Origin of the sequence: Collinsella sp. AM15-2, from assembly GCF_003471985.1 — a bacterium.
Taxonomy (GTDB): domain Bacteria; phylum Actinomycetota; class Coriobacteriia; order Coriobacteriales; family Coriobacteriaceae; genus Collinsella.
In genome coordinates this window covers 15727-41689 of record NZ_QRKO01000014.1, presented here as the reverse complement: position 1 = coordinate 41689, position 25963 = coordinate 15727, and the positions used below count along the sequence as shown (strand labels likewise).

Below are 25963 nucleotides of genomic sequence, written 5' to 3'. Positions count from 1 at the left end.
GCTACTCACCTCCCTTCATCTGCGATTCCGCGATAGCGCGGTACACCTCGCAGGTTTCCATGAGCTCGTCGTGCGTGCCTAGGCCCGCGACCTCGCCGTCCTTGAGCACTACGATCTGGTCGGCATGCAAGATCGTCGAGATGCGCTGCGCGATGATGAGCACCGCAGCGTCACGCGTCTCGTCCTGCAGCGCATGGCGCAGGGCCGCATCGGTCTTAAAGTCCAGGGCCGAAAAACTGTCGTCGAAGATATACAGGTCGGCATGCTTCATGAGCGCACGAGCAATGGCCAGGCGCTGGCGCTGGCCGCCTGAAAAGTTCGTACCGCCCTGGGCAACCGGCGTATCGAGCCTCTGGGGCTGGTCGAGCACAAAGGTGCTCTGGGCAACCTGGAGCGCATGAAGCATGTCGGCCTCAGTCGCGTCTTCGTTGCCAAAGCGCAGATTGCTTGCCACGGTGCCCGAGAACAGCCATGCCTTTTGCGGCACATAGGCAATGCGCCCGCGAATCTCACCTTGCGAAAGCTCGCGCAGATCCACGCCGTCCAGGCGAATGACGCCCTTGGTGGCATCGTGGAAGCGCAGCAGAAGCTTTGCCACCGTCGACTTGCCCGAGCCCGTCGAGCCCACAATCGCGGTCGTCTGACCGCGGCGACAGGTAAAGTTCAGATCGCACAGGGTGTCCTCGTCGGCGTCGTCAAAGCGAAACGACATATGATCGAACACGGCGACCGCATCGGCCCCGTCCTTTGAGTCGGACGCGGCCGCATCGAGCGTACGCTGGCCATCGACGATGCTCGGTTCAATCTCCAGCACCTGCTGTGCGCGGTTCAGACATGCGGCGGCACGCGGAAGCGTCAGCACCACCATCTGCGCCATCATCACAAAGAACAGGATCAGAAGCGCGTACTCCAGCACCGCCGAGATGCTCGCGATCTGCATGGCGTGGGCGCCCACGCGGTTGCCGCCCACCCACAGTACCGCCACCTCTGCGATGTTCATCAAAAAGAAGGTGGAGCTGTCGAGGCCCACAAACAGATGGTTGACTTTGATGGCGTTGGCGGCGTAATCGCTAAACACCTCGTCCAGACGCTGCTCCTCGTGGCGCTCTTTATTAAAAGCGCGGATGACGCGAACGCCCACGATGTTCTCGCGCAGCACCACGTTCATGCGGTCGATAAAGCTCTGCAAGCGCATAAAGATCGGCGCGGCGTTGGCAACGGTAAAGACCGCCGCCACCAGCACGATCGCAACGACCACGCCCAGCAGCGTACCCATAGCAGGATCGATGAGCCAGGCGAAGATGATGCCCGCCACGGCCAAGAACGGTACCGGCAGCACCAGCTGAATGGTCTGCAGGATCGCTTGCTGGATCACGTTGATGTCGTTGAGCGAGCGCGTGATCATCGATCCCGTGCCAAAGCGCTCAAAGTCGCTGGCGGACAGCTCGAGCGACTTATCGTAGACGGCGTTGCGGATGTCGCAGGCCACATTGGCCGCCAGACGGGCCGAAAGGTAGCAGCCCAGCACCGCGCCGCCGCTGGCCATGCCGGTCGCGATAAGCATGTAGAGGCCGTTGCGCAGGATGTAGTCGACATCGCCCGTGGTGATGCCGGTGTTGACCATATTCGCCAGCATCGTGGGAACCAACAGCGTACCGACGTTGTCGATTAGCAGCACCAGCAGCGTCACCGCGATCAGACCGCGGTACGGCCTCATAAACCTCATTAAGAGTCGCATGTCTCCCCCTCGCCCTTATCGTCAGCCTCGTTCTCGGCGGCAACTTGCCGTTTAAATGCCTCGCACTCTTCGTTAAGAACATGGGAGAACTTACCGACCAAGCGCATGATCTCGCGCTGTTCCCACGGCTCGAGCGCCTCGAATGCCTGTTGCTCGGCTTTTTGCGCCGGCAACGCGTAGCGCTTGGCAAACTGCATACCTTCTGCGGTCAGTCGCACAACCTTGTTCTTACGGCTGCCTTCGGCAAACTCCAACGTTGCGAAGCCCCGCGCCGTCAAGGTTTTAATTGCCGAGTTGATAGTCTGCTTGCTGTAGAACCATTCGCTTGTCAGACGGCTTACGGCAACACTGCCGCCCGCCGTGCTGGTATCGACGAGCATCCAGTAAGCGCAGTCCGAAAGACCGCAGGCGCGCGAGAACTCCGAATAGATATGGTCGAGTCCATTGAGCAACCGGTCGAAGTCGACCAGTGTAACCGCACTATTCATCTATCCCACCATTCGATTGTCCGATTTTTGACCAATTTCATGTCTCTAGATTAGTCCGAGTTTTGACTATCGTCAACAGGCTCTCCGCAAATGCGTGCACTTTTATGGCCTATCGGCAGAAAAAGACCGCCGGCGCGGGGGCGGCGCCAGCGGTCGCGTGAAAATCGGGTTTTATTGCCTGTTAAGCGGCAACGGCCTCATAGACCGTAGCGCCCGAGAAGCTATCATGCAGGCTCTTGCCACAGATCCACGGCAGCTCGACGACCTCGCAGACCGTGTTGACCAGCTCGGAGCAGTCAGTAAAGTGGCCCTTGTCGTTGAGGGCCTCGCAATCCTGAACACGCCAATAGCCATCGGTGTGCGTGATGTAGTACTCGTGATCGTTAATCGACACGAAAGCGCGCGTCTTGGAACGCAGCAGCTTCAGAAATCCTTCGAAATCGGTCTCGACGACATCTCCAGCCTGGAACATGATGTTACCTCCTGGCCCGGCGCCACCACGGCGCATTGATAAACGTTGGTACTCCTTTAGTAAAACCTTTATCAGAGGTTATGCGTTCGTCATTTAGGCAAGTGGTAAAAAACCGCAGGGTAGACGGGATAAAACGTTTAACCATCCCATTTGTTTGTCACATTCTGAAGGTACTTTTATGCAAACCTACTTTCCCAATTGGAATCTATCCTTTTGGCCGGGCAATTGACCGTCTATCGTTTGAGTCCGGCGGGTATGAACGGGACATCTGCAACGCCACCGCAAGGAGACACCATGGAGACTATCGAAGCGCTCATTCACCGCCGCAGCTGCCGCAACTACAGCGATCGTCCCGTCGAGGCCGAAAAGCTTGCACGTATTATCGAAGCCGGCCAATATGCACCGAGCGGCATGGGGCGCCAGCCGGTGACGTTTGTCGCCGTCACCGACCCCACGACCGTCAAGCGTCTCTCGCAGCTCAACGCCCAGGTCATGGGCAGCAACGGCGACCCCTTCTATGGCGCCAAGACCGTTGTGGTGGTGCTGGTTGACCGCAGCGTGCCCACACATCTGGAAGACGGCTCGCTCGCCATGGGCAACTTGCTCAACGCCGCCTATGCACTGGGTGTCGATTCGTGCTGGATTCACCGCGCACATGAGGTCTTCGACTCGCCCGAAGGCTTGGAACTGCTGGCAAGCTGGGGCCTGCCCGCCGACGGCAGCCTGCGCGGTGTCGGTCACTGCATTCTGGGCTATGCCGAGGACACGCTACCCGAGCCCAAACCCCGCCGCGACAACGTGGTGTATGTAAAGTAATTAGTTCCGCCGTTCTAACGAACGGCGGACCCGCTCGCAACTTATCTTGCCGATGGAGTTGTCGTCGTTTCGTTCGTCTGGGTCGTTTCGGCGTCGTCGTCTTGCTCGTCCTCGTCCTTTTGAGCGTCGGCGATGGTGGAGGCTGCCGCGACCATGCCGCGCTGGGGCGCGACGCCCGTCTGGGTCTGAGCGCCCTCGACAACTTCTGTGCCTGCATGCGCGAGCTCGGGCGATTTAAACACCGCGTCCAAGTTGGCGCCACCGCCGGCGTAGCCAAGCGCAGCGAGTGCGATGACGATCACTGCAACGACGACCGCGATCGGCACATAACGATGCCAACCAGCAGGATTGAGCCCACTGCGGCGAGCCGCCCCGCGGCTGATGTAGCCGAGCGTGCCGTCGTGCTTGAGCTTTGAGCCCACCACGCGTTTGCGGCCCCACAGCGAGGACTCTGCCTGCATTGCCAAGCGAGCACCTGTCGAAGGATAGCCGTATTTAGTGCGCTTGAACGAGCCGTCAAACCCCGAGGCGTGTTTGCCCCACGTCACCGATGTTATGCGTCGGTTAACCGGCGCGGCACTCCGCCTTCTGCGGCTCGGTTTTGTAGTCTCAGCCATACGCCCCCGCACGCCGTAACCAAATCGAAACAATAACGCTTTGGACTGTAGCACACGCGTCGCGCGCGGTCACGGGCGCCTCGCTCAACGGTCATCGTCCTTCAGCAAGCGCCACAGCGTTGTTCGGCTTACGCCCAGCACCTCCGCCGCACGGGCCCGGTTGCCGTGGAGATGATCTACAACCAGATGCGCGATATCTCGCTCGGTATCGGCCAGCGGTCGCAGGATATACAGGTCGCTTTCGAGTGTCGGGGCGCCAAAGGTTGCGGTCTTAATCACGTCCTCTTGGGCGAGCACTTCCTCCGCCACAGCGCGGTCCACCGTGCCCGCCCCCACCAATATATACAGTCGTTCCGAGACCTCGCGGAGCTGCAGATAATTGCGCGGCCAGCGGTAAACATCGAGCGTCTTTGCCGCCGCGGCAGACAACGTGGGCGCTGCCGTCCCAAATGCATCAGCGAGATATTCCAAATAGCGCGCAACCTTCGTCGACGCGGCTCCCTGCTCGGCGATTGCCGGCGCCACGCTCACCGCACAGGCGAAGCGCTCAGTCACAAAGGCAGCTTGATCACTTTCGCTGCCGCCCGGCATGTCATTCGCCGTCAGCACCACATGGCAGCGCGTCGCCAACGCGGTGTCGGCCATCGTGGAAACGAGCTCGCGGAGACGCTGGGGGCCAACCGTGTTCCAGCCCTCAATGCAAAGTGTCAGCCCCGTTTGGAACAACGGCGATTCGGCGCTTTTGAGCACGTGGCGCCAACCGCGATCGGTAAGCTCATCGAGCGCAACGGCAACAAAGGGTTGATCGGCAAAAGGACCGTCCAGATAGAGGCGCTTGGCGATCTCGACCTGACCCGCTCCCAGCTCGCCCTCGAGCATAAGGGGCACGCCGCGCGCGTAACTCTCGGCGACCGGCGCAGCTACCGAGGCCGCCCCCTCAACGATGCCGTACGCGCTCGATTCGTAGCGGGCCTCAACTTCGTCGGCGTTGAGCCACTCGATGCCCGCATGTGCCGCGGCGCCGCGTACCTCGCGGACCACGACGACCCAAAGGCCCCCGCCTTCTTTGTCGGTGGGGCGAACGGTCAGGCTCAGGCGCGTACCCGCACGCCCCATAACCAGACGCGCGCCGTCTCCTATACGGTCGAGGCGCTCAGCGACAAAAGCCGCCACATCCCGCTCAAGCGCCGCGTCATTCATGGTCGAAATCGCGACGTCCCCACGCGCATCGATTGCCAATGCCGAGGCCCCGGCAGCAGCCAGGGCCTCGGTCAAGATGTTCAGCTTGGCATCGCTATCCATGATTTGCCCCTGTCCGCGGCGACGTGCAACCGCCGACGGTCGCACGACCGAGTGTTTCAAAATTGAACGATATTGCTCACCAAACACTATAGGGCAGAAAGCGCCGTCCTGCGAGTATAGGTGTTGCCCCGCATCGCCATCCTGGCGGGGCGATAAGAGCTCTTCGGGACTTATAAACCTGCGGACAAGCCATACCCGCAAGAGCTCCTATCGCTCCACCGCAGGCTTGCGCTCACCAGCAACCAGCAACCAGCACGCGAATAAGCTACTTCTCTACCAGATTCCCAGCACGTGCTGCATTCCCAAACTCATGCACGCAATGCCAATCCAGCAGCAAAAGCCCAGCGCGATGGGCTTGCCGCCCTTTTTGACCAGCTCGACGATATCGGTATTAAAGCCAATAGCCGCCATGGCCATCACGATAAAGAACTTCGACAGCTCCTTGATGGGCGCCGTGATGGACACGGGAAGCTGAAGCACCGTGGTGATTACGCTCGCCAGCACAAAGAACAGCACAAACATGGGAAACGCGCGTTTAAGCGAGAACGTGCTTTTGGCGTCGCCGCCGGCCTTGCGCGCCAGATGCATCTGCCAGCATGCGAGGACCAACGTGATGGGAATAATGGCCAGCGTCCTGGTGAGCTTGACCACCGTGGCGCTCTCGAGCACATTGGCGCCGGGATGCATGCTGTCCCAAGCGCTCGCCGCAGCCGTTACGGACGAGGTGTCGTTGATGGCGGTGCCGGCAAACAGGCCAAAGCCCTCGTTGGTCAGCCCGAGCATACCGCCGAGCGTCGGAAACACGAGCGCCGCGATAACGTTAAACAGGAAGATGACCGAAATAGCCTGGGCAATCTCGCGATCGTCGGCATCGATGACGGGTGCGGTCGCGGCGATGGCAGAACCGCCGCAAATCGACGAACCCACACCCACAAGCGTCGCGATCTTGCTCGGCACGTTCATGACGTGGCAGAGCACAAAGGCAATGACAAGCGAAGTCGAGATTGTCGCCACGATAATCGGCAGCGACTGGGCGCCCTTGGACAGGATCTGCGAGAGGTTCATGCCAAAGCCAAGCAGGATAACCGCGTACTGCAAGACTTTTTTAGATGTATAGGTGACACCGGCGGCGAGCTGTTCGCGGCGATTCTTGGGAAAGACGAGCGCCAGGACCATGCCAAAGAGGATGGCAAATACCGGCCCGCCGACCACCTCAATTTGTTTGCCGAGCAGCGTCGCGGGGATAGCGATGATCAGGCAGAACAAGACACCCTTCCAGCGCTCGCGTACGATATTCGCCAGTTGCATATGGGATTCCTTCTTTCTCTTTCACGTTTGCGACGGCTTATGATACGGCAACATTGAGCGCAGCCTTGCGTAAACAAAGACTAAGATGCCGCAATAGTTCTTGGGCAACAGCCGAATTACCCACCGCGGAAAGCTGATTCGCGGCATAATTAACAACTGACATATGAGTTTGATAGAACAGTTGCGAGGCGCTATGGAAGAATCGATGCACGTCGGCGAGCAGGAAACGAGCCTACAGGACCAGTCCTACCACACCATTCGACGCAAAATCGTCTACCTGGACTACAAGCCGGGCGAAAAGCTGGGCGTCAAGCAACTTTGCGACGACCTGGATATGGGGCGCACGCCCGTGCGCGAGGCTTTGGTTCGCTTGGCGCAGGAAGGCCTGGTGCGCACCGTGCCCCAGAGCGGCACCTACGTCTCACCCATCAACCTCACCCTTGCCGAGAGTGCCTGTTACATCCGCGAGCATCTGGAAAAGCAGGTGATTGTGGAGTGCTGTGCGCGCGCCACGTCGGCCGGCATCGAGCAGCTCGACCGCGCCATCGTGCTGCAGGAAAAGGCCATGGCCGAAGAGGATCGCATCGGCTTCTTTTTGAGCGACAACCTCATGCATCACATGATTTTTAGCATCGCATGTCGCAGCACCGTGTGGTCGTGGCTCGAAGAGACCAATGCCGACCTGGAGCGCTTCCGCTGGCTGCGCGCCGCCACGCAGGTTCTCGACAATCAGGACATCGTGAACGAGCACAAGCAGATTCGCCGCGCTATCGCCGGTCGCGACCCCATCGAAGCGAGCTTTTTGGTCAGCAAGCACCTGCACATGATGTTCCGCAACCAAACCGAGGTTCTGGACCAGTTCCCCGAGTACTTCGAGACCAGCAAGCTCCGCCAACCTGCCAAAACCACCACAAAGGGGACAGGCACCTTTGTGGTGGTTTCTCCGTACAAAAAGGCCCGACTCTGTCATGATGACGCGGAGCCGGGCCTTGGTCGTTAGAACGGCGGAACCAACTACTCGACTGTGACACTCTTTGCCAGGTTACGGGGCTGGTCGACGTCGCAGCCGCGCAGGATGGCCACCTCGCGGGCAAGCAACTGCAGCGGGACGCTCGCCGTGATGGGGCTGAACACGTCGCGGACGGCCGGCACACGAATGATGCAGTCGGCAATCTTGTTGATTTCCTCGTCACCCTCGGTGGCAACGACGATAACCTTGGCGCCGCGCGCCTTGCACTCCATGAGGTTCGACACGGTCTTGTCGTAGGTGGCACTCTTGGTGGCCACAGCGATGACAGGGAAGCCCGGGTCGATCAGGGCAATGGGGCCGTGCTTCATCTCGCCGGCGGCGTAGGCCTCGGCATGCAGGTAGCTGACCTCCTTGAGCTTGAGCGCGCCCTCGTAGGAAATAGCGGCACCCATGCCGCGGCCCACGAACAGCGCCGACTGCGCGTCCTTGCACAGCAGGGCGGCCTCATGAACGGCCTCGGTCTGGGTATCCAAAATCCACTGGATCTGCTCGGCCGTATCGGAAAGCTCGCGGAACAGCATGCGCGCCTGCTTGGTGGTCAGACGGTACTTAACCTGCGCCAGCAGCAAAGCCAGCAGCGTAAGGCTCACGACCTGGCCGATGAAGCTCTTGGTCGAGGCGACCGCGATCTCCTTGTTGGCCTTGGTGTAGATGACGCCGTCGCTCTCACGCGCCACCGGGCTGCCCACCACGTTGGTGATGCCGAAGACCTTGGCGCCCTTGATGCGCGCGTCGCGAATGGCGGCAAGGGTGTCGGCCGTCTCGCCCGACTGGGACACAGCCACGACAAGCGTCGTCGGCGTGATGATGGGATTGCGATAGCGGAACTCGCTGGCCGCCTCAACCTCGGTGGGGATGCGAGCCCAGCCCTCAATAAGGTTCTTGGCGATGAGGCCAGCGTGATAGCTAGTGCCGCAAGCGATCACGTAGACGCGGTCGATGTCGTTGAGTTCCTCGAGGGACAGGCCCAGCTCGTCGATATCGAGCTCGCCGGCGGGGGTCATACGGCCCACCAGCGTATCGCGCACGACGCGCGGCTGCTCGTGGATTTCCTTGAGCATAAAGTCGGGATAACCGCCCTTTTCTGCCATGTCCAGGTCCCAGTCGATGTGGGTGACCTTGGGCTCGATGACGTTGCCGGCCTCGTCGGTGTACTCGACGCCCGCGGGCGTGAGCTTGGCAAACTGTCCGTCCTCGAGCACCACGACATCGCGAGTGGCATCGATAAGCGCGATCACGTCGGAGGCAACGTAGGAGCCGGTCTCGCCCACGCCGACCACAATCGGGGAGTCCTTGCGCGCCACGGCGATCACGCCGGGCTCGTCAGCGCACACGGCGGCCAGACCATAGGCACCGACCACGTGGGTGCAAGCCTCGCGCACGGAGGCCATCAGGTCGTGCGTCTCGGCATAAGCCTCTTCGATCAGATGCGCGAAGACCTCGGTATCGGTCTCGCTCTTAAAGTGGTGGCCGCGGCCCTCCAGCTCTTCGCGCAGCTCGGCGAAGTTCTCGATGATGCCGTTGTGGACGATGGCGATACGACCGTCGCAGCTGGTGTGGGGATGGGCGTTAACGACGGAGGGCTTGCCGTGGGTGGCCCAACGGGTGTGGCCGATACCGCAGGTAGCGTCGCTGTCGATGTTGGAAAGCTCGCTCTCCAGGCCCGCGACCTTGCCCACGCGGCGGATGACGTCGAGGTGCGCCGCGGCGCCCTCGCCCACCTCGAGCGCAACACCCGAGGAGTCATAGCCGCGATACTCCATGCGCTTGAGGCCCGTGACCAGGATGTTCTTTGCAATATCAGAGCCGGTGTAGCCGACGATTCCGCACATAGGATAAATCCCTTCGTTCGCGTGACTGCAAGACGTCCACGCACAGGGGGCGCTGAGACGTATAACGTTCGAGTATTGTACTCACGCAAGCGCAAGCTGATATACCAGAAGTGGTATCTCAACTTAGATACCACCCGATGCACACATGCCCAGCCGGTCCAAACCACCACGAAGGGGACAGGCACCTTTGTGGTGGTTTGGGCTCCAGCGTTTGCCCAGATAAAACCTACCAAAATAAACCTGTCCCTAATTGGCAGGTTTTGGCACCCTAGGGGCGGGCGATGCTACAATCTGGCTTGTACTTGAAACGCATCAAAGGGGCCGCTATGGCAAAGGTAAAAATCAGCGATGTCGCGCGCGAGGCGGGAGTCTCGCTGGGCACGGTTTCCAACGCGCTCAACCATCCCGAAAAGCTGCGCCCCGAGACCCTCAAACTTATCAACGAAACCATCAATCGACTGGGCTACCTGCCCAACCAAAGCGCCCGTCAGCTCGCAGGCGGCGCCACCAAGTCCTTTGGCCTAGTCCTCCCCCGCCTCGACCACGGCTTCTCGCTCCAAATTGCCAGCGGCGCCCACAACGAGGCCCGCAAGCACGGCTACGATTTACTCATCGCCAATGCCGATAACGACGATATTCTCGAGGATCATTACCTGCGCTATTTTATGGGCACGCAGATGTCCGGCGTCATGGTTCAGCCCATGGCGTCTCCCGACTGGCACCCCGCCATGACCAAGATGCCCGTGCCGATCGTCCATCTTGACATCCACTGTTCCGAGCCCGGCTACTACGTGGCTGCCGACAACGAGGCACAAGGCCGCATTATCGCCGAGCTCGCCGTTGCCCGTGGCGCACGCCATATCACCGTTGTGGGAAGGGCGGCATTTATGCAGCTCACCTTGCGCGTACTTGGCATCCACAAGGCCCTCGCCCTGCATCCCGATATCAAAATTGAGGTCATTGACGCCGGAGAGTGGAATACCGCAGCCGACGGCTACAGCATTGGCGCTCAGATTGCCGGGCGCTCCGGCGACGAGCGCCCCGATTTTGTCATCGGCCTGACCGACGTATTGGCCTCGGGCGTTATCTCGGCGCTGACCGACAAAGGCATTTCCGTCCCCGGCCAGGTCCGCGTGGCCGGCTGCGACGGCAACCCGCTCGCTTGGAGCGGAGCGGTCCCGCTCACCACGGTAGCACCCCCAGGCTACGAGATTGGCCGCAAGGGCGTTCAATTGCTCATGGAGCAAATCGAGGATAAACCTGCCGCCAAGACCAAACGAGTCCGCATCGGCTCCGCCGCGCGCACCGTCACCACGGCCACGGCCGCCGAGGACATTAACCGTCAGGAGCTCGTGCGCCCCTTCTTGCTCGAACGTGTGAGCACCCAAAAGGCCGAGCAGCACCCGACGGGCCCATCCGCGGCCCCAATAACCGACATCAACCTGGGCGCCTACCTGTAACAAAAAACGCCGCAACGGGAACAGTCCCGCTGCGGCGTTTTGCTGGCCCCATGTTCCCTCCCCGTTTAGCCGAACCTGCGGCTACGGATATTTATGGAATGTAATCCATTTTTCATTAACTTTTTTGTTAAAATAGATTCAATTCCATATTTTTAGATATTTCCTATAAGTATTGATTTTGCTCCAGTTTTTTCTCGCCAAGAAAGGGGTTTCATGAATCTGATTGATCGCAAACAGTACCTCGACTGGCTCATTTCGTGGAAAGACTCGCACGTCATCAAGGTCGTTTCGGGCGTGCGAAGGTCCGGCAAATCAAAGCTATTCGAAATCTACCGTAGCTACCTGCGCGATCATGGAATCACAGGCGACCAGGTTATATCCCTCAACTTTGAAGACCTGGAGTTCGAGTCGCTTACGTCGTATAGAGCACTCTACAACTACATTTCCGCCAGACTCGTCCCCGATAAGATGAACTACGTTTTTCTGGACGAGATACAGCACGTCGAGCATTTCGAAAAAGCCGTCGACAGTCTTTTTATCAAGGACAATGTCGACCTCTACATAACCGGTTCCAACGCCTATCTGCTCTCGAGCGAACTGGCAACTTTGCTCTCTGGTCGCTACGTAGAGCTCAAGATGCTGCCCCTATCCTTTAAGGAGTTTTGCTCGGCAAAAACCAATGACGGAAAGGCTCCCGCGCAGTTGTTTGACGAGTACATCACCCGGGGCTCTTTTCCCTTTATCGCCGAGACGGGCATTCAAGGACCCCAGGCGCGCGATTATCTTATGAGCCTCTACGATACCATCGTCATACGCGACGTTATCGAACGCCTGAAGGTCTCGGACGTCCCGACCCTGCGCGATATCACCAAGTTCCTACTCCATAGCATTGGAAACCGGATCTCGATTAAAAAAATCTCCGACACGCTCTCGTCCAACGGCAACAAAACCGACCAGAAAACCGTAGCCAAGTACCTCAAAGGCTTAACAGACAGCCTTGTGCTGTACTTTGCTCCGCGCTATAACGTGCGCGGTCGGCAGCTTCTTTCAACAAACGGCAAATACTACGCCGTTGACCTTGGACTTAGAGGCGCTCTCGTCAAAACCCAAAGCAGCGATATCGGTCATATCCTCGAGAATGTTGTTTATCTCGAGCTCCTACGCCGTGGATACGACGTCTACGTGGGCGATATCGACGGCGGGGAAATCGATTTTGTTGCCCTAAACTCAGACGAGACAGCCTATTTTCAGGTTTCAGCCACAACGCTCGACGAAACTACCCTCAATCGAGAGTTGGCCCCCTTTAAGAAAGTCCGAGACAACTATCCCAAGACGCTTCTTACGCTCGACACGCTGTTTGCGGACGCGAACTACGAAGGAGTCCGCAAGCGCAACGTGATCGACTGGCTCCTGGAGTAACTTGTAGCGTCATAACCCTCCGCCAGCTCCTTACCAAGGCCGCAGCCCCAGTCGCTTAAAGCACAATGCCCCTCTTATCGGCCAAAACAGCAATCTTGGCGTGATAAGAGGGGCTGACTGCGTCAGCGCCTCCACGCAGGCGCCGTTGCCGTCACCGTCCCGCGGGATCGGGCGCGGGGCATGGCGACTCGCGTGCGAACGCTAACACACGGGCTTGACCGCGGCCGTCAGATCGAACAGCGTATCGAGCACGGCCTCGCAGCCATCCACCACGTCCTGCGGCAGCGGCACGATATCGGGAACGGCAAAGACGTGGCAGCCGGCCGTGATGCCCGAGACGCAGCCGTTGCGGGAATCCTCGACCACGGCGCACTCCTCGGGAGCAAAGCCCGCGCGCTCGCAGGCGAGCAGGTACATCTCAGGGTCGGGCTTGCCGTGTACGACGTCCTCGCCGCAGGTCACCGTCTCAAACTTATCAAAGAGGCCGACCGTCTTAAGGTTGCGCTCGGCGGTAACATGGCGCGACGACGTCGCAAGACCCACGTGATAGCCCGCGGTCAGCAGCTCGTCTAGGCACTCGGCGGCGCCGGCCTTAAGCTCCAGTTCGGTCTTGACCATCTCGTCGCGAATCTCCTTGTGGCGACGATAGATCGCCTCAGCGGTTTCGCGGCTGCCGTAATGCCCATCAAGGATCTCCATGACATCGGGCAGCGTGCGGCCGATAAACTGATGGATCAGCGCATCGTCAATCGCGAATCCCAGCTCGGCCGCGCCCGCCTTCCACGCCTTGATACCCAAACGCTCGGTGTCGACCAGCGTTCCGTCCATGTCAAAAATGACAGCCTTGATCATATCGGTCCCCCATCGCTTCGCGCTGCTGTACTCCCGCAACTTTACCGCACTTGTAAACTTGTATATAACGTATATAGCATATTGCACTTTCGTTACATAGATAGAAGTCTTATGACAAGTGGCTCGGTAGGATTATAGTTTTCGATCGAGTACTCAACGATAAGGATCGTTTCATGATTTTAGACACCACGGCACCCGCAGAGGAGCTTCAAGACAAGCTATCGGCGCTCGAACAGCTGCTTTTGGCATACGGGCGCGTGGCTATCGGGTTTTCCGGCGGCGTTGACAGCAGCTTTTTGGCCGCCGTATGCGCCCGCATCATGCCCGCCAGCACGCTTCTTGTTCACCTCACTACGCCGCTCATCGGCACGCCCGAGCAGGCTTCGTTTGAGCGGGCGGTTGACGGGCAGGCCGATGAGGGGCCGCATTTCAAGCTCCCCGTGCTCAACCTCTCGGTCGATCAGCTGCAGCTCCCCCAGGTAGCCTGCAACGACGCCGACCGCTGCTACCACTGCAAGCGCGCCGGCTTTACCGCCATCGTCAACCACGCCAGGTCGCTGGGTTTTCCCACCGTCATCGACGGCAGCAACGCAAGCGACCGCGGCGACTACCGCCCCGGCATGCGCGCCGCCCAGGAGCTCGACGTGCGCTCGCCGCTTATGGAGGTCGGCTTTACCAAGGACGAGGAGCGCGAGCTGCTACGCGCCTGGGGATACCCCGTCTGGAACCTGCCGGCAGGAGCCTGCCTGGCCACGCGAGTCCCCACGGGCGAGGAGCTCACGCGCGAGAAGGTCGATGTAATCCGCACCTGTGAGGACTACCTGCACGACCTTGGCCTGGACCAGGTCCGCGCGCGCTTGGTCGGCGGCTGCATGCATATCGAGGCCGCGCCGGCAGACGTCGCCAAGATCGCCGCCCTCGGCAGGACCGCGGTCAACGACGAGGGCAAGGCCCCGCTTCCCGCCGCCATCGAATCTGCCCTGCGCAACCTAGGCTGCGGCCACATCTCCCACGAGGTCACCCCCTACATCCACGGCAACATGAACCTTTAGGTTACGCCGTTTTACAAACGGCGTACCTGCTCGGCGCTGCGCGGGCTCCGGGCACGGCAATCTGACGTTCAGCTTCACGGGCGCGACCAAAAGGTCAGCGCCCGCTTGTTTCGCGTCACCTTACCGCACCCGGAGCCCGCTCGCTCGCATATGCTCAACCTGAACTACATAAATTGTCGCCAACCTACCAAAAAGGGACAGGTTTATTTTGGCAGGTTTTATCTGGGGAAACGCAAACAGGGCCGCGACACCCATATGGCGTCGCGGCCCTTTTCCTTGGAGAAGGATCGATTGATTGAACGGGATGACCGTTCTAGTCTTCGAGTCCGCTATTGATGAGTTCCGCAATCTCAACGGGATCGGTGCTCGCGCGTACCTTGTCACGGAAGCCGGCGTCCATCAGCATCACGGCAGCCTTGGCATTCCGTCTCTCTAAACCAATAGATTTATCTCTCTAACTTTAGAGAGATAAGCACCTTGTTTTAGAGAGACCTTTAGAGAGATATATCGAATTCGCTGCTAGATTTCCTAAGGCTGTCTCTCTAACCGACTTTATCTTTAGAGAGACATTTAGAGAGACGAGCGCGACCCCTCTAATGAATGGAACACCGCAGCCGACAGCTACGGCATCGGCGCCCAGATTGCCGAGTGCGCAGTACCCCGGCAAGCAACTACGCCGAAGCCACCGCCATCGGCTTCGGCGCATACCTTTAGCTCACGGCCTTGACTGCCGCCCCCAGATCGAACAACGTATCGAGTACCGTCTCGCAGCCGTCCACCACGTCCTGCGGCAGCGGCAAGATATCGGGAACGGCAAAGACATGGCAGCCGGCCGTGAAGCCCGAGACGCAGCCGTTGCGCGAATCCTCGACCACGGCGCATTCCTCGGGGGCAAAGCCCGCGCGCTCGCAGGCGAGCAGGTAGATCTCGGGGTCGGGCTTGCCGTGCGCGACGTCCTCGCCGAAGGTCACCGTTTCGAACTTGTCAAAGAGGCCGACCGTTTTAAGATTGCGCTCGGCCGCAACGCGGCGCGACGACGTCGCAAAGCCCACGTGATAGCCCGCGGCCAGCAGCTCGTCTAGGCACTCTGCGGCGCCGGCCTTAAGCTCCAGGTCGGTCTTGGCCATCTCGGTGTGAAGCTCAATGTTGCGGGCATAAATCGCGTCGGCGGTTTCGCCCTTGCCGTAATGCGCCTCAAGGATGCCCTTAACATCGGCATTCGAACGGCCGATAAACTGATGCGTCAACGCGTCATCAATCTCGATACCCAGCTCGGCAGCACCCACCTTCCACGCCTTCATGTCCAAACGCTCGGTATCGATCAGCGTTCCATCCATGTCAAAAATAACAGCTTTGATCATATCGACCCCTTCATCGGCTTGCGTTACCGCAAATCTACTGCACGTTATAAACTTGTATATAACGTATATATCATATTGCACGTTCGCTATATAGATGGGAGTCTCATAACGAGCGCTCGGTAGGACCATGGTTTTCGGTCGAGTGTCCAGCGGTGAGAAGCGTTTCTGCTTTCAGACACTACCGCACCTGCAAAGGGGCTTCAGGAAGAGCCCGGTGTGCGCATGTCGAGCTACTGCCATATCTCACCCGAGGTCACCCCCTACATCCACGGCAACATGAACAAGTAACCTGCATCCCAATAAGTTGCGGTGGAATAGTTCCTGTTTTGCGGCCCGTCGGGCCCCAACAGGAACTATTCCACCGCAACTGCGTTTTGCGAGCATGGACCCGCAAAGAAAGAAACGGTTTTATTATTGGGCGCGTTTGCCCGGGCAAACGCGCGGCAACGCGCTAAGCGAACATCTTGACGCTCATATCGACGGGATTCGCCGTATAGCAGGACGTGGTCACGAGGCCATCAACGCCAGTCGACGCGTACTCGGCAGCGTTGTCGGGGTGAATCCCTCCCGCCGCAACTAGGGCCACATGGGGATCGATTCCATGCAGCTCCTCGACGAGCGGCCCCAGCTCGGCAACCGACACTTTGTCGAACTGAATACCGTCGACGCCCGCCTTCACCAGCCTGCGAGCATCATCGGCGCCCGCCTCGACAAACAGCTTTTTCTCGATGCAGCGTCGACGAATCTGGGGCAGAAGCTCAATAAACGCATCGAGTCCCGTCGCTCCAGAAGGCGCTGTCATAAACCTGGTATGGTTGTCGAACACCAGCACGGTCTCGGAAAGGCCCATGCGATGCGGAAACGCTCCGCCCGCAACGATCGCCTTGGTCAGCAGATCTCTATTGCCCGGCGTGCTCTTTCGCGTCGTCAGCACCTCGCACATGGGATTGGCCGCATGCGCAGCGTCGACCATTTTGCGCGTCTTGGTTGCCACAGCCGAGTAGTGGTCGAACATATTTAGGCCGACTTTCCATAGCAGATGCAAATTGGCGGCCGAACCGCGTACGCGCATAAAAGATTGCCCGGCTTCAACCTTGGTTCCCGAGGGCTCAAACCACTCGACCGTCAAGTTCAGCATAGTGGCCACACGCGCAACCTCCTCCGTGCAACAAAGCACACAGTTCTCGCGTGTGTAATACTCCATCGCACCGAGCGCCTCACCGATTCCCAGGATATGCGTCGTAAGATCGATATAGGGGACATCCTCGGCGATAAGCTCCTCGAGCCGCGCGTCGCTTATACGGATAATGTCGGACATGGAGCCTTCTCTCTCGCGTTGTTCTCAGCAAAAAAAGCGTGCCGCTTTTCCAGCCTATACGGTACAACCTCATCAGCAGCGTTTGCCCCGCATCTTACGCATTCTGCCGAGCAAACGTCCTGCGGCGTCTCCCGCTAGACTGATTAACCTGCTGAAAAGGGACAGGTTTATTTTGGCAGGTTTTATCTGGGGAAACGCAGACAGGGCCGCGACGCCTATAGCGTCGCGGCCCTTTTCCTTGGAGAAGGATCGATTAATGGAACGGAGAGCCCGTTCTAGCCCTCGAGCCCGGCGTTGATGAGCTCGGCAATCTCGACAGGATCGGTGCTTTCGCGCACCCTGTCACGGAAGCCGGCATCCATCAGCATCACGGCAGCCTTGGAGAGCAGACGCAGGTGCGTGGTTCCCGCTTCGCCGGCGGGCACGTACAGCGCGAGCGCCACATCGACGGGCACGCCATCAAAGCTCGGCCACTCAACAGGCTCGGACAGCTTGAGCACGGCCACGCCCGGCGTATGGATCGCATCGCTCTTGGCATGCGGAACGGCAAAACCGGCGACGAGGCCAGTCTCGGCCTCGTTTTCGCGAGCAATAAAAGCCGCCTCTACAGCAGACGCGTCATCGGCAAAACCAAGCTCAACAGCCTGCTCGGACAGATAATGCAGCGCGTCCTCGCGCGAGGCGGCGGCATAGCCAATCGTCACTTGGTTGGCAGATACAAACCCCATGGAAAGCCTTCCTTACAACACGGACCTGACCGCAGCTTCGATGCCGTCGGCGTCCAAACCGTACTTATGCAGCAAATCGACCGCAGGGCCGGACTCGCCGTACACATCGCGCACGCCGACGCGACGCATCGGCACTGGATGCTGCTCCGCGAGCACCGAGGCAACGGCCTCGCCAAGACCACCGATAATCGAATGCTCCTCGGCGGTGACCACGCGACCGGTCTTCTTGGCGCTGGCAACCACCAAACGCTCATCGAGCGGTTTGATCGTATGCATGTTGATGACCTCAGCATCGATGCCGTCGGCAGCGAGCGCCTCGGCAGCAGCGAGTGCCTCAGCGACCATGAGACCGCACGCGACGATCGTGACATCAAAGCCCTCCCGTACAACAACACCGCGGCCGATCTTGAACTCGTAGTCCTCGTGATCGTTGATGACCGGTGTTGCCAGGCGGCCGAAGCGCATGTAGACCGGCCCCTCAAACTCATAGGCGGCGCGCACACAGGCGCGGGCCTCGACATCGTCGGCGGGAACGACCACCGTCATACCCGGAATCGTACGCATGAGTGCGATATCCTCGCAGCACTGGTGCGTGGCGCCGTCCTCGCCCACCGAAATGCCGGCATGGGTGGCGCCAATCTTGACGTTGAGGTGCGGGTAGCCAATGGAATTGCGGACCTGCTCGTAGGCGCGACCGGCGGCAAACATCGCAAAGGTGCTCGCAAAAGCAACGCGGCCCGTGGTCGCGATGCCGGCGGCAAGACCCATCAGGTTGCTCTCGGCGATGCCGGCATCGTAAAAGCGCTCAGGATGGGCAGTCTTAAACTTACCCGTCTGCGTAGCGGCAGCCAGGTCGGCATCGAGCACTACAAAGTCATCGTGCTCATTGCCCAGCTCGACGAGTGCCTCGCCGTAGCTTACGCGCGTGGCGACTTTTTTGACCTCTGCCATTAGAGTTCCTCTCCTGCTGCCGCGAGCTCGGCCATGGCCTGCTCAAACTGCTCGTCATTGGGCGCCTTGCCATGCCAGCCAACCTGGTTCTCCATAAAGGAGACGCCTTTGCCCTTCACCGTCTCGGCGATGATAGCGACGGGCGCGCCGGTCACCTCGCGAGCTTCGGCGAAAGCCGCCTCAATCTGCGCCATGTCGTTGCCATCGGCTAGCTCTATCACATGCCACTTAAAGGCGCGGAACTTGTCGGCAAGCGGCATGGCCGAGTTGACTTCATCGATCGTGCCGTCAATCTGCAAGCCGTTGTGGTCGACGACGGCAACAAGATTGTCGAGCGCATGGTTGCCGGCAAACATAGCCGCCTCCCACACCTGGCCTTCCTCGCACTCACCGTCGCCCAGCAACGTGTAGACACGGTAGCTGTCGCCCCAGTGCTTAGCGGCAAGCGCCATTCCAACTGCAGCAGAGATGCCCTGACCGAGCGAGCCGGTGGACATATCGATGCCTGGGGTATCGTTCATGTTGGGATGGCCCTGCAGTCGGCTGCCAATATGGCGGAGCGTCTCGAGCTCTTCGACGGGAAAATAGCCGCGATTTGCCAACACCGAATACAGGCCCGGCGCCGCGTGACCCTTGGAGAGCACAAAGCGGTCGCGATCGGCCTTGTGAGGGTCGGCAGGATCGATATTCATTTCCTCAAAGTACAGATACGTCATGATGTCGGCTGCACCGAGCGATCCACCCGGATGTCCCGACTTGGCCGCGTGAACCGCAGTCACGACACCCTTCCTGACCTCATTGGCGACCTTCGCCAGCTCCTGGTTGGTCATACGAATTCCTCTCTTGAGAACAACCCCGGCACCGGATGGCGCGATGCCGAGGGCAACCCGGTCGTTAAGCCTGAGCGACGACCTTCTGCCAGTCAGCCTCAAAAGAGGCGAGGCCCTGGTCGGTCAGCGGGTGATGCAGGCACTTCTTGAGAGCGGCCATGGGCACGGTCGCGATGTCGGCACCAAGAAGAGCCGCCTGGGTCACGTGGTTGGGCGTGCGGACCGAAGCGGTGATGATCTCGACGGTGTCGTCAACGTTCTTGCCGGTCCAGTCATAGTTCTTGATGCATGTCACGACATTGTCGAGCTGCGAGATGCCGTCCTCGGCGATGTCGTCAAAGCGGCCGACAAACGGGCTGATGTAGCGGGCACCGGCGTTGGCGGCCATGAGGGCCTGCGTCGGCGAGAAAACAAGCGTCATGTTGACGCGCACGCCCGCATCGGCCAGGGCGCGGCAGGCGGCGAGGCCGGCCTCGCACACGGGAAGCTTGACCACAATGTTGGGAGCCAGGGCGGCAAGACGCTTGCCCTCCTCGATCATGCCCTCGGCAGTGGTCGCGGTGGACTCAGCAGACACGGGCAGGCCCTCGCAGAGCTCGGCAATCTTGAGCATATGGGGCTCAAAGTCGGCGAGCTTGCCGCCGGTCTTGGCGTACAGGGACGGGTTGGTGGTGACGCCGGCAAGGCAGCCCCAGCTCTTGGCCTCGGCGATCTCGTCAAGGTTGGCGGTATCGATAAAGAACTTCATGGTGCAAACTCCTTCTAAGGAATCCAAAACTCAAAAAAAGGACAAAGGGGATGTCCCTTTGTCCTATGTGCCGGGCCTGCAGCTGGGACATGCCCCAGGCCCGGCGTCGTGTAGGAAAAGCTACTTAGAGAGCCTTCTCGATGCGGCTCGTGACGCCCTTGAGGTTAAGACCGACGACGTACTGCTTGATCGGGCGCTTGATGTGCTCGATCACAAAGCGCTTGCCGTCAATGTCCTGGGCAGCGAGGTTGCGATAGAGCTTCTCGACCTGCTCCTTGACCTCGGGATCGTTGAACGCGTAGTGGCCGGAGACATCCAGAATCTTCAGGCTGAGCTCGTCGTCGGCCAGAATGTCGTCAACCTGCAGGTTGACATCGTCGCCGGTCATCCACTTGCGCCAGCGCTCGGTCTTGATGGCCTTGACCAGCAGCGTGTGATACAGATCGGAGGGATCGTCGCACAGGCCGTTGTCGACCAGAATCTGCTCGGTAGCGCAGAGCTTGAGGTAAGCGCGGGTCTCCTCGGTGCCGTACTGAGGGGCGACATTGGAAGCGGTCACGTGTGCCGGGATGTGCTCGAGCAGCGTCGCGTCGTCCAGGTAGTCGGCGTTGTGCTCCTTCAGGCCCACGCCGTAGCGCTTGGCCATGTCGGCGAGCTCGCGGGCATTCTTAAAGTTGTAATGACCGACCTGCTCGGTCCAACGGGTGAGCGTACCGGTCTGGCCGACGATAAAGGTGGGCATGGGGCAGCCGCGCTTCTCGAGCTCGGGCTGCAGCTGAGAAATGAACTCCTCGTACTTGTCGGTGGAGGTCAGGCCGCCATTGGTCTCCTCGGTACCGACCTCATAGGCAACCTCGGGCAGGTTATGCTCGCGACGGTACTGCTCAAGATAGTCGATAAGATCGATCGTGCGGCGAAGCACCACGTCGAGCGGAATAACCTTGCCGATCTGATAGGGGTCCTTGGTGGGGTCGACCATCAGCAGGTCAAAGCCTGCCTCCATGTCGGCGACAAAGGACTTGCGGGCGAGCTCCATGGCCTCGTCCTCGGGCAGGTGGGCGTTACGCTCCTCGTCGCGCTGCCACGGACCGCCGTGATCGCGGCACAGGTAGTACGGACCGGTATAGCCCACCTCGTCGGCAACCTTCTTAATGTCGGCGGCAAAGCGCGTCTGGTCCCAACCGTTGACGTAGCCGGCGCCCATCTCGTCCATATCGACCTGGTTGCGGCTAGCGATAAACATGGGCGGGAAATCCTCGTCCTTGGCAAGCTCGAACACGGCCTGAATCAGGTTGGGGCTCATGGGGCCAATGCCGACCATGGTTGCGTGATCGCCGCTGTCCTGCAGCTTGAGCATGCCCTGAACGGCCTGGCGGATGGTGAGGTTGGACATTTTGTTCTCCTTCTCCAGAGGATTTTTGACAAAAGTTCCCTGGGACCCAGATGTGGGCCCTATCAGTGCGGATGGATTTTGTTGTGTAGGGGCGGTTGTGCGGAGTCAAATCCATCCCTCCGCACAACCGGAGTCCTTAAAGGTTTACTTGGCCTGCTTATCGAGCGTGGGCTTCATGGCAATCAGGATTGCAGCGGCGACCAAGGAGCCAATCACGATGTCCAGGCAGAACAGCGCGACGTTGTTGGTAGCCAGGGCGACAATAAAGCCACCATGCGGAACATAGCAGTCGATGCCCTGGAAGGCGGCAAGCGCCGCGCCCACGGCAGAGCCGATGCAAATGCCGGGCAGGGTGTGGCCAAGATCCTTGACCGCGAAGGGAATAGCGCCCTCGGTAATACCGATGCAGCCCATGAACAGCGCAGAGATGCCCATCTGACGGTCAGCGTCATCGAACTTGTTCTTGGCGATGAGCGCAGCGAGGCCGCAAGCAATCGGGGGAATGGCGACGGCGACGCGGAACATACCGTTGGGGCCGTAGATGCCGGAGGCCATGATGGCCATGGTAAAGGTCGAAGCGGTCTTGTTGATGGGGCCACCCATATCGAAAGCGGTCATAACGCCAATGACCAGGCCCAGGACGACGGCGGAGCCGCCCTGCAGGCTGCCGAGCACGCTGGTGAGCCAATCCATCACAAAGCCAAGCGGCGTGGCCAGGATGTAGATGTAAGCCATGCCCAGGACGAGCGAGGTCAGAATCGGGATGATCAGAATGGGCATGATGGTCTGGATGGTGTTGTTGACCTTCCAGGTCTTCATCCAGCGGACAAAGTAACCGCAGATGACAGCCATGATCATGGCGCCCAAGAAGCCGGTCGAAACGCTGTTGCCGCTCGGGGTGACGACGGCGTTGTTAACCAAGTAGCCCAGGACGAAGCCGGGGGCAAGTGCGGGCTTACCGGCCATCGAGTAGGCGATGTATGCCGCAAGCACCGGAATCATCATAGAGATGCCGGCCATGCCGATAGTGTTAAGGCTCACCATCAACGGGTTGGTGACCTCCATGCCGCTAGCACCGGCAGTACCGGATGCCAACGAGAAGGCGAGGAACACGCCACCGATAACGACGATGGGGATAAAATAGGAAACGCCGGTATTGAATGCATTGAGCAGCGTCTTGCCAGGGTCGGCAAAGATGGACTGCTTGGACGCCGGTGTCGGGGCCTGCGGGGCAGCGGAGACGGCCTTCTTCTCTGCCTTGGCCTCGGCCTTGGACGCGTCAACGGCACCGCCCGTCGCCTTGATGATCTCGACAGCCTGGTCGATAATCTTTACCGGATCGGCGATTACATCCGAGGTGCCGACCTTGAGGAACTTGCCCTCGGCCATCTTCTGCTCAAAACGGTCCTCGTTCTCGACACCCACGTCGACGGACTCGAGCACCAGGTCGGCGCAATCAACGTCTTCCTGCGTGAGCTCATTCTCGATACCCAGACCACCCTGAGCCTCGACTTTGCACTCGATGCCACGAGCGGCGCATTCATCCTGAATCGCCTTCTGGGCCATATACGTGTGGGCGATACCCACGGTACAGGCGGCAACGCCTACGATCTTCATTGCTTCCCTCTTTTCATAGAGTTGCGTGCGCAAGACACCGTTTGCGGAGGCCTCCGGAGCATCCCCTGCCGTTTGGACTTGCTGTCTTTTCGACAAGACCAATATAGGTGCTCGTTTTTCTTAATGCCAGTTTATTTCGGTAAACGCGCAGGTCAGAGCATTGATTACGCTATTTGGTTATGCGTTTAACCAAAAATGAATCCTGCGATTTTACCATCGATTTCAAAAGTCAAGAAGTATTTGATTTTCTCGGTAGACGGCAGATGCGCATGCCGGTCACAAATTTCGACTCCACCCATATACCGCATTTGTTGCATACTCATATGAAAGGAAAAAGTCGCTCACCAAAGCGCATCCCTCACCAAGACTCAAAGTCATCATGTTGGAAAATGCTCATCTGTCGGAAGGAGTCGCTGTGGCAAAACAGCGCGTTACGATCGCAGACGTCGCTCGAGAGGCGGGAACCTCGACGGCAAGCGTCTCGTATTACCTCAACGACAAACGAGAAAAGCTTAGCGAGAAGACGCAGGCAAAGATTGCGCGCGTCATCAAGGAACTCGGATACGTTCCCAACGCCCAAGCGCAAACGCTCACCGGCAAGCAGACCCACGTCATCGCCATCATCATCTTGGATAACACCAACAAATGGGCGGGCCTCGTCCTCAACGGCATGGAGCAGGTCATGCTCCCCGCGGGCTACCAGACGGTCGTTTGCACGAGCAACTTTAACCCCGAGACCGAGCTCATGTATGTCGACAAAATGCTCTCACTGGGCGTCGATGGTTTTATCATCCAGCCCACGGCAAATTTCAAGGCAGTCCACGACCGCATCAAGCGCGCCGGCAAGCCCGTCGTCTTTTTTGACGCGGCCATCTACAGCCCAGGCACCAGCTGGATCAAAACCAACCTCTACGACGGCGTGTACAATGCCACGCAGGCGCTTCTCGACGCCGGCTACGAAGACTTCTTTTCCATCGCCGCCAACATGACCGAAATGCGCACTCGCATGGAACGTTTTCAGGGATATGCCGAGGCATTGGCCGCGAATGGGCAGCTCTACAAAGCCATCCCCATCGATCACAACAAGCCGTCAATCAACGAGCTTACCGACTACTTTAAATACAAGTTCAACCCCGCCAAGCGCACGCTCATCTTCGTACAAAACCAATGGGCGCTTCCCCGTGTCTACAAGGCCCTCCAACCCATGGCCCATCTACTTCCGCAGCAAATAGGTCTTTTGGGACTCAACTGCGAAGACTGGACCAACCTCACCACGCCGACCGTCTCCACGATCATCGAGCCCGTCGACCAGGAAGGCAGGGAGGCGGCCGAGATGCTGCTCGCCTTGCTTGATGGCAGCAGCCAACCCGGCGAGCAGCGCATTCTCGAGTGCAAGCTCAACTGGCTCGACTCCACCTCGATCTAGCCATACGTCAAATATGAAGCAAATGAACCAGTAGCGTTTGTCCCAAATCTTAAGTATTTGTTCGACAGAACGGCCTCTGCCGGCTCCTGCTAGACTAGTAGATTCCCAACCGTCCATCCAGGAGCCCCCATGTTGCGCAAGTCCGCCTACAAGCAAGCACTTTCCATCGGCACCGCCGTGGTGCTGGGGTTTGCGCTGTTCACAGGGTCGCTCGACGGAGCGCCCAAGCTGTTATCACCGCAAAGCGATGAGCAGGCAGCGGCTCTGGCCGAGAAGCAAAACGAGAGTCCCAGCCGTACCGACGACGAAGCGGACTTGGTCGCCCGGCTCGAATCGGGAACAGCGAGCTCCGAGGACTCCGGCGATGGCCCCGATTCCGCCGCAAGCGACACCGATGACGCTTCCGCGGACAGCGTCGCCACCCCCATCGACGAGGTCGAAAACCCCGACCTCAACCGCGCCCGCGGTGTATATCTCAGCAGCATTCCCGACTACGCCGGCAACCCCTACGTTGCCCTCCGCGCCGACGGCACGCATCCGCTCGGCACGCCGTCATTCACACTCGATGAATACGATCGTGCCACCGAAGAGGGCTGCTTTAAGAAATTCTCCAAGCTCGACAGCCTGGGCCGCACTCGCAAGGCGCTCGCCTGCGTGGGCCCCGAATCGCTCGGTCAGGGCAAGCGCGGCGATATCTCGCGTATCCATCCTGCCGGTTGGCACCAGCAGCGCTACGACTTTATTCCAGGCCAGAGCCTCTACAACCGCTGCCACCTCATCGCCTGGTCACTCTGCGGCGAAAACGCCAACCGCAAGAATCTCCTCACCGGCACGCGCTATCTCAACGAGACGGGCATGCTGCCGTTTGAAGAGCAGATCCTCGACTACGTCCGCGACACGGGCAACCACGTGCTCTATCGCGTCACGCCTATGTACAACGAGGAGGAGCTCGTCTGTCGTGGCATTCGTCTGGAAGCACAATCGATCGAAGACCACGGCAAAACCCTGTGCTTCCACGTGTACTGCTACAACCTGCAGCCGCACGTGCAGATCGACTACGCCACCGGCCGCAACCAGGCATCCGGAGACTAGTGCCGACCGCGCCGCCCGTAACCCAAAAAATGATCCGTTTTCCTCCGTCCCCAAGGGATCAAATAAGGCCGCCCCGGTTACCCAGGGCGGCCTTTTCGTCAGCACCTACATTG

Annotated in this window: 23 protein-coding genes; 7 read left to right on the top strand and 16 right to left on the bottom strand. The window is 59.4% G+C overall.

The annotated features are described in order from the left end of the window. Nucleotide 1 precedes the first annotated feature (1 nt). From DW171_RS07130 to DW171_RS07120, 3 genes are all read right to left on the bottom strand, one after another. Nucleotides 2-1726, bottom strand: coding sequence for an ABC transporter ATP-binding protein (locus DW171_RS07130; protein ID WP_118270823.1), 1725 nt, complete (start codon nt 1724-1726; stop codon nt 2-4). Continuing rightward, a complete protein-coding gene (locus DW171_RS07125; RefSeq protein ID WP_118270822.1) occupies nt 1726-2226 on the bottom strand; it encodes a MarR family winged helix-turn-helix transcriptional regulator in 501 nt (166 codons plus the stop codon). Before DW171_RS07125 ends, DW171_RS07130 begins: the two co-directional genes overlap by 1 nt. 181 nt (nt 2227-2407) lie before the next feature. Beyond that, nucleotides 2408-2698: a CDP-alcohol phosphatidyltransferase gene (locus tag DW171_RS07120; protein ID WP_118260475.1), complete on the bottom strand. Its 291-nt coding sequence runs from the start codon at nt 2696-2698 to the stop codon at nt 2408-2410. Between the two features lie 294 nt (nt 2699-2992). Between DW171_RS07120 and DW171_RS07115 the strand changes: the two genes are divergently transcribed. After that, nucleotides 2993-3514 carry a nitroreductase family protein gene (locus DW171_RS07115; RefSeq protein WP_118270821.1) on the top strand — a complete coding sequence of 174 codons (522 nt, stop codon included), beginning with the start codon at nt 2993-2995 and terminating at the stop codon, nt 3512-3514. A gap of 41 nt (nt 3515-3555) precedes the next feature. Here the strand turns inward: DW171_RS07115 and DW171_RS07110 are convergent, their stop codons facing one another. From DW171_RS07110 to DW171_RS07100, 3 genes are all read right to left on the bottom strand, one after another. Beyond that, nucleotides 3556-4131, bottom strand: coding sequence for a hypothetical protein (locus tag DW171_RS07110; protein ID WP_147357346.1), 576 nt, complete (start codon nt 4129-4131; stop codon nt 3556-3558). A gap of 84 nt (nt 4132-4215) precedes the next feature. Beyond that, nucleotides 4216-5433 carry a helix-turn-helix domain-containing protein gene (locus tag DW171_RS07105; RefSeq protein ID WP_118270819.1) on the bottom strand — a complete coding sequence of 406 codons (1218 nt, stop codon included), beginning with the start codon at nt 5431-5433 and terminating at the stop codon, nt 4216-4218. Between the two features lie 273 nt (nt 5434-5706). After that, complete coding sequence (locus DW171_RS07100) at nt 5707-6741, bottom strand: YeiH family protein (protein WP_118270818.1); 1035 nt, start codon at nt 6739-6741, stop codon at nt 5707-5709. A 193-nt stretch (nt 6742-6934) separates the two neighbouring features. Here DW171_RS07100 and DW171_RS07095 point away from each other — a divergent pair, with 193 nt between their 5' ends. Then, entirely contained in the window at nt 6935-7741 is an 807-nt protein-coding gene (locus DW171_RS07095) for a GntR family transcriptional regulator (RefSeq protein ID WP_233539131.1), read from the top strand. A 14-nt stretch (nt 7742-7755) separates the two neighbouring features. On the opposite strand, the gene glmS is transcribed toward DW171_RS07095, so the two are convergent. Continuing rightward, nucleotides 7756-9603, bottom strand: a complete 1848-nt coding sequence (gene glmS / locus DW171_RS07090; RefSeq protein ID WP_117582939.1) for a glutamine--fructose-6-phosphate transaminase (isomerizing) — start codon at nt 9601-9603, stop codon at nt 7756-7758. Between the two features lie 326 nt (nt 9604-9929). Here glmS and DW171_RS07085 point away from each other — a divergent pair, with 326 nt between their 5' ends. Continuing rightward, a complete protein-coding gene (locus tag DW171_RS07085; RefSeq protein ID WP_118270816.1) occupies nt 9930-11063 on the top strand; it encodes a LacI family DNA-binding transcriptional regulator in 1134 nt (377 codons plus the stop codon). 213 nt (nt 11064-11276) lie between these two features. Beyond that, nucleotides 11277-12482, top strand: a complete 1206-nt coding sequence (locus DW171_RS07080; RefSeq protein ID WP_118270815.1) for an ATP-binding protein — start codon at nt 11277-11279, stop codon at nt 12480-12482. A gap of 201 nt (nt 12483-12683) precedes the next feature. On the opposite strand, the gene DW171_RS07075 is transcribed toward DW171_RS07080, so the two are convergent. Next, nucleotides 12684-13334 carry an HAD family phosphatase gene (locus tag DW171_RS07075; protein WP_118270814.1) on the bottom strand — a complete coding sequence of 217 codons (651 nt, stop codon included), beginning with the start codon at nt 13332-13334 and terminating at the stop codon, nt 12684-12686. Between the two features lie 173 nt (nt 13335-13507). On the opposite strand from DW171_RS07075, the gene DW171_RS07070 reads away from it, so the two are divergent. After that, nucleotides 13508-14386 (top strand): ATP-dependent sacrificial sulfur transferase LarE, encoded by an 879-nt coding sequence (locus DW171_RS07070; protein ID WP_118270813.1) that lies wholly within the window; start codon nt 13508-13510, stop codon nt 14384-14386. A gap of 710 nt (nt 14387-15096) precedes the next feature. On the opposite strand, the gene DW171_RS07060 is transcribed toward DW171_RS07070, so the two are convergent. From DW171_RS07060 to DW171_RS07025, 8 genes are all read right to left on the bottom strand, one after another. Continuing rightward, complete coding sequence (locus tag DW171_RS07060; protein WP_158571034.1) at nt 15097-15747, bottom strand: HAD family phosphatase; 651 nt, start codon at nt 15745-15747, stop codon at nt 15097-15099. A gap of 451 nt (nt 15748-16198) precedes the next feature. Beyond that, the gene (modD, locus tag DW171_RS07055) at nt 16199-17065 is read right to left on the bottom strand and encodes a ModD protein (RefSeq protein ID WP_233539130.1); all 867 of its coding nucleotides are present in this window, start codon (nt 17063-17065) and stop codon (nt 16199-16201) included. 275 nt (nt 17066-17340) lie between these two features. Beyond that, nucleotides 17341-17793, bottom strand: a complete 453-nt coding sequence (locus tag DW171_RS07050; RefSeq protein ID WP_089573499.1) for a PTS sugar transporter subunit IIA — start codon at nt 17791-17793, stop codon at nt 17341-17343. Between the two features lie 12 nt (nt 17794-17805). Then, on the bottom strand, nt 17806-18744 hold the full coding sequence (locus DW171_RS07045) for a transketolase family protein (protein WP_118270811.1): 939 nt from the start codon (nt 18742-18744) through the stop codon (nt 17806-17808). Further along, entirely contained in the window at nt 18744-19574 is an 831-nt protein-coding gene (locus tag DW171_RS07040; protein WP_089573497.1) for a transketolase, read from the bottom strand. Before DW171_RS07040 ends, DW171_RS07045 begins: the two co-directional genes overlap by 1 nt. A 64-nt stretch (nt 19575-19638) precedes the next feature. Continuing rightward, entirely contained in the window at nt 19639-20322 is a 684-nt protein-coding gene (gene fsa, locus DW171_RS07035) for a fructose-6-phosphate aldolase (RefSeq protein ID WP_006235616.1), read from the bottom strand. Nucleotides 20323-20446: 124 nt separating this feature from the next. After that, entirely contained in the window at nt 20447-21715 is a 1269-nt protein-coding gene (locus DW171_RS07030) for a class II D-tagatose-bisphosphate aldolase non-catalytic subunit (RefSeq protein ID WP_055251764.1), read from the bottom strand. Between the two features lie 144 nt (nt 21716-21859). Next, complete coding sequence (locus DW171_RS07025; protein ID WP_117582933.1) at nt 21860-23332, bottom strand: PTS fructose transporter subunit IIC; 1473 nt, start codon at nt 23330-23332, stop codon at nt 21860-21862. A 415-nt stretch (nt 23333-23747) separates the two neighbouring features. Between DW171_RS07025 and DW171_RS07020 the strand changes: the two genes are divergently transcribed. Together DW171_RS07020 and DW171_RS07015 are read left to right on the top strand one after the other, a co-directional pair. Then, nucleotides 23748-24758 carry a LacI family DNA-binding transcriptional regulator gene (locus DW171_RS07020; RefSeq protein ID WP_233539129.1) on the top strand — a complete coding sequence of 337 codons (1011 nt, stop codon included), beginning with the start codon at nt 23748-23750 and terminating at the stop codon, nt 24756-24758. A gap of 129 nt (nt 24759-24887) precedes the next feature. Beyond that, nucleotides 24888-25850, top strand: a complete 963-nt coding sequence (locus DW171_RS07015) for a DNA/RNA non-specific endonuclease (protein WP_118270809.1) — start codon at nt 24888-24890, stop codon at nt 25848-25850. Nucleotides 25851-25963: the final 113 nt, after the last annotated feature.

Coding starts and splice junctions, on each gene's coding strand:
- DW171_RS07040 (WP_089573497.1), bottom strand. CDS start 19,574: ATGACCAACCAGGAGCTGGCGAAGGTCGCCAATGAGGTCAGGAAGGGT.
- DW171_RS07105 (WP_118270819.1), bottom strand. CDS start 5,433: ATGGATAGCGATGCCAAGCTGAACATCTTGACCGAGGCCCTGGCTGCT.
- DW171_RS07085 (WP_118270816.1), top strand. CDS start 9,930: ATGGCAAAGGTAAAAATCAGCGATGTCGCGCGCGAGGCGGGAGTCTCG.
- DW171_RS07125 (WP_118270822.1), bottom strand. CDS start 2,226: ATGAATAGTGCGGTTACACTGGTCGACTTCGACCGGTTGCTCAATGGA.
- DW171_RS07110 (WP_147357346.1), bottom strand. CDS start 4,131: ATGGCTGAGACTACAAAACCGAGCCGCAGAAGGCGGAGTGCCGCGCCG.
- DW171_RS07100 (WP_118270818.1), bottom strand. CDS start 6,741: ATGCAACTGGCGAATATCGTACGCGAGCGCTGGAAGGGTGTCTTGTTC.
- DW171_RS07030 (WP_055251764.1), bottom strand. CDS start 21,715: ATGTCCAACCTCACCATCCGCCAGGCCGTTCAGGGCATGCTCAAGCTG.
- glmS (WP_117582939.1), bottom strand. CDS start 9,603: ATGTGCGGAATCGTCGGCTACACCGGCTCTGATATTGCAAAGAACATC.
- DW171_RS07075 (WP_118270814.1), bottom strand. CDS start 13,334: ATGATCAAGGCTGTCATTTTTGACATGGACGGAACGCTGGTCGACACC.
- DW171_RS07120 (WP_118260475.1), bottom strand. CDS start 2,698: ATGTTCCAGGCTGGAGATGTCGTCGAGACCGATTTCGAAGGATTTCTG.
- DW171_RS07080 (WP_118270815.1), top strand. CDS start 11,277: ATGAATCTGATTGATCGCAAACAGTACCTCGACTGGCTCATTTCGTGG.
- DW171_RS07115 (WP_118270821.1), top strand. CDS start 2,993: ATGGAGACTATCGAAGCGCTCATTCACCGCCGCAGCTGCCGCAACTAC.
- DW171_RS07015 (WP_118270809.1), top strand. CDS start 24,888: ATGTTGCGCAAGTCCGCCTACAAGCAAGCACTTTCCATCGGCACCGCC.
- DW171_RS07060 (WP_158571034.1), bottom strand. CDS start 15,747: ATGATCAAAGCTGTTATTTTTGACATGGATGGAACGCTGATCGATACC.
- DW171_RS07130 (WP_118270823.1), bottom strand. CDS start 1,726: ATGAGGTTTATGAGGCCGTACCGCGGTCTGATCGCGGTGACGCTGCTG.
- DW171_RS07045 (WP_118270811.1), bottom strand. CDS start 18,744: ATGGCAGAGGTCAAAAAAGTCGCCACGCGCGTAAGCTACGGCGAGGCA.
- DW171_RS07050 (WP_089573499.1), bottom strand. CDS start 17,793: ATGGGGTTTGTATCTGCCAACCAAGTGACGATTGGCTATGCCGCCGCC.
- DW171_RS07070 (WP_118270813.1), top strand. CDS start 13,508: ATGATTTTAGACACCACGGCACCCGCAGAGGAGCTTCAAGACAAGCTA.
- DW171_RS07095 (WP_233539131.1), top strand. CDS start 6,935: ATGGAAGAATCGATGCACGTCGGCGAGCAGGAAACGAGCCTACAGGAC.
- fsa (WP_006235616.1), bottom strand. CDS start 20,322: ATGAAGTTCTTTATCGATACCGCCAACCTTGACGAGATCGCCGAGGCC.
- modD (WP_233539130.1), bottom strand. CDS start 17,065: ATGTCCGACATTATCCGTATAAGCGACGCGCGGCTCGAGGAGCTTATC.
- DW171_RS07025 (WP_117582933.1), bottom strand. CDS start 23,332: ATGAAGATCGTAGGCGTTGCCGCCTGTACCGTGGGTATCGCCCACACG.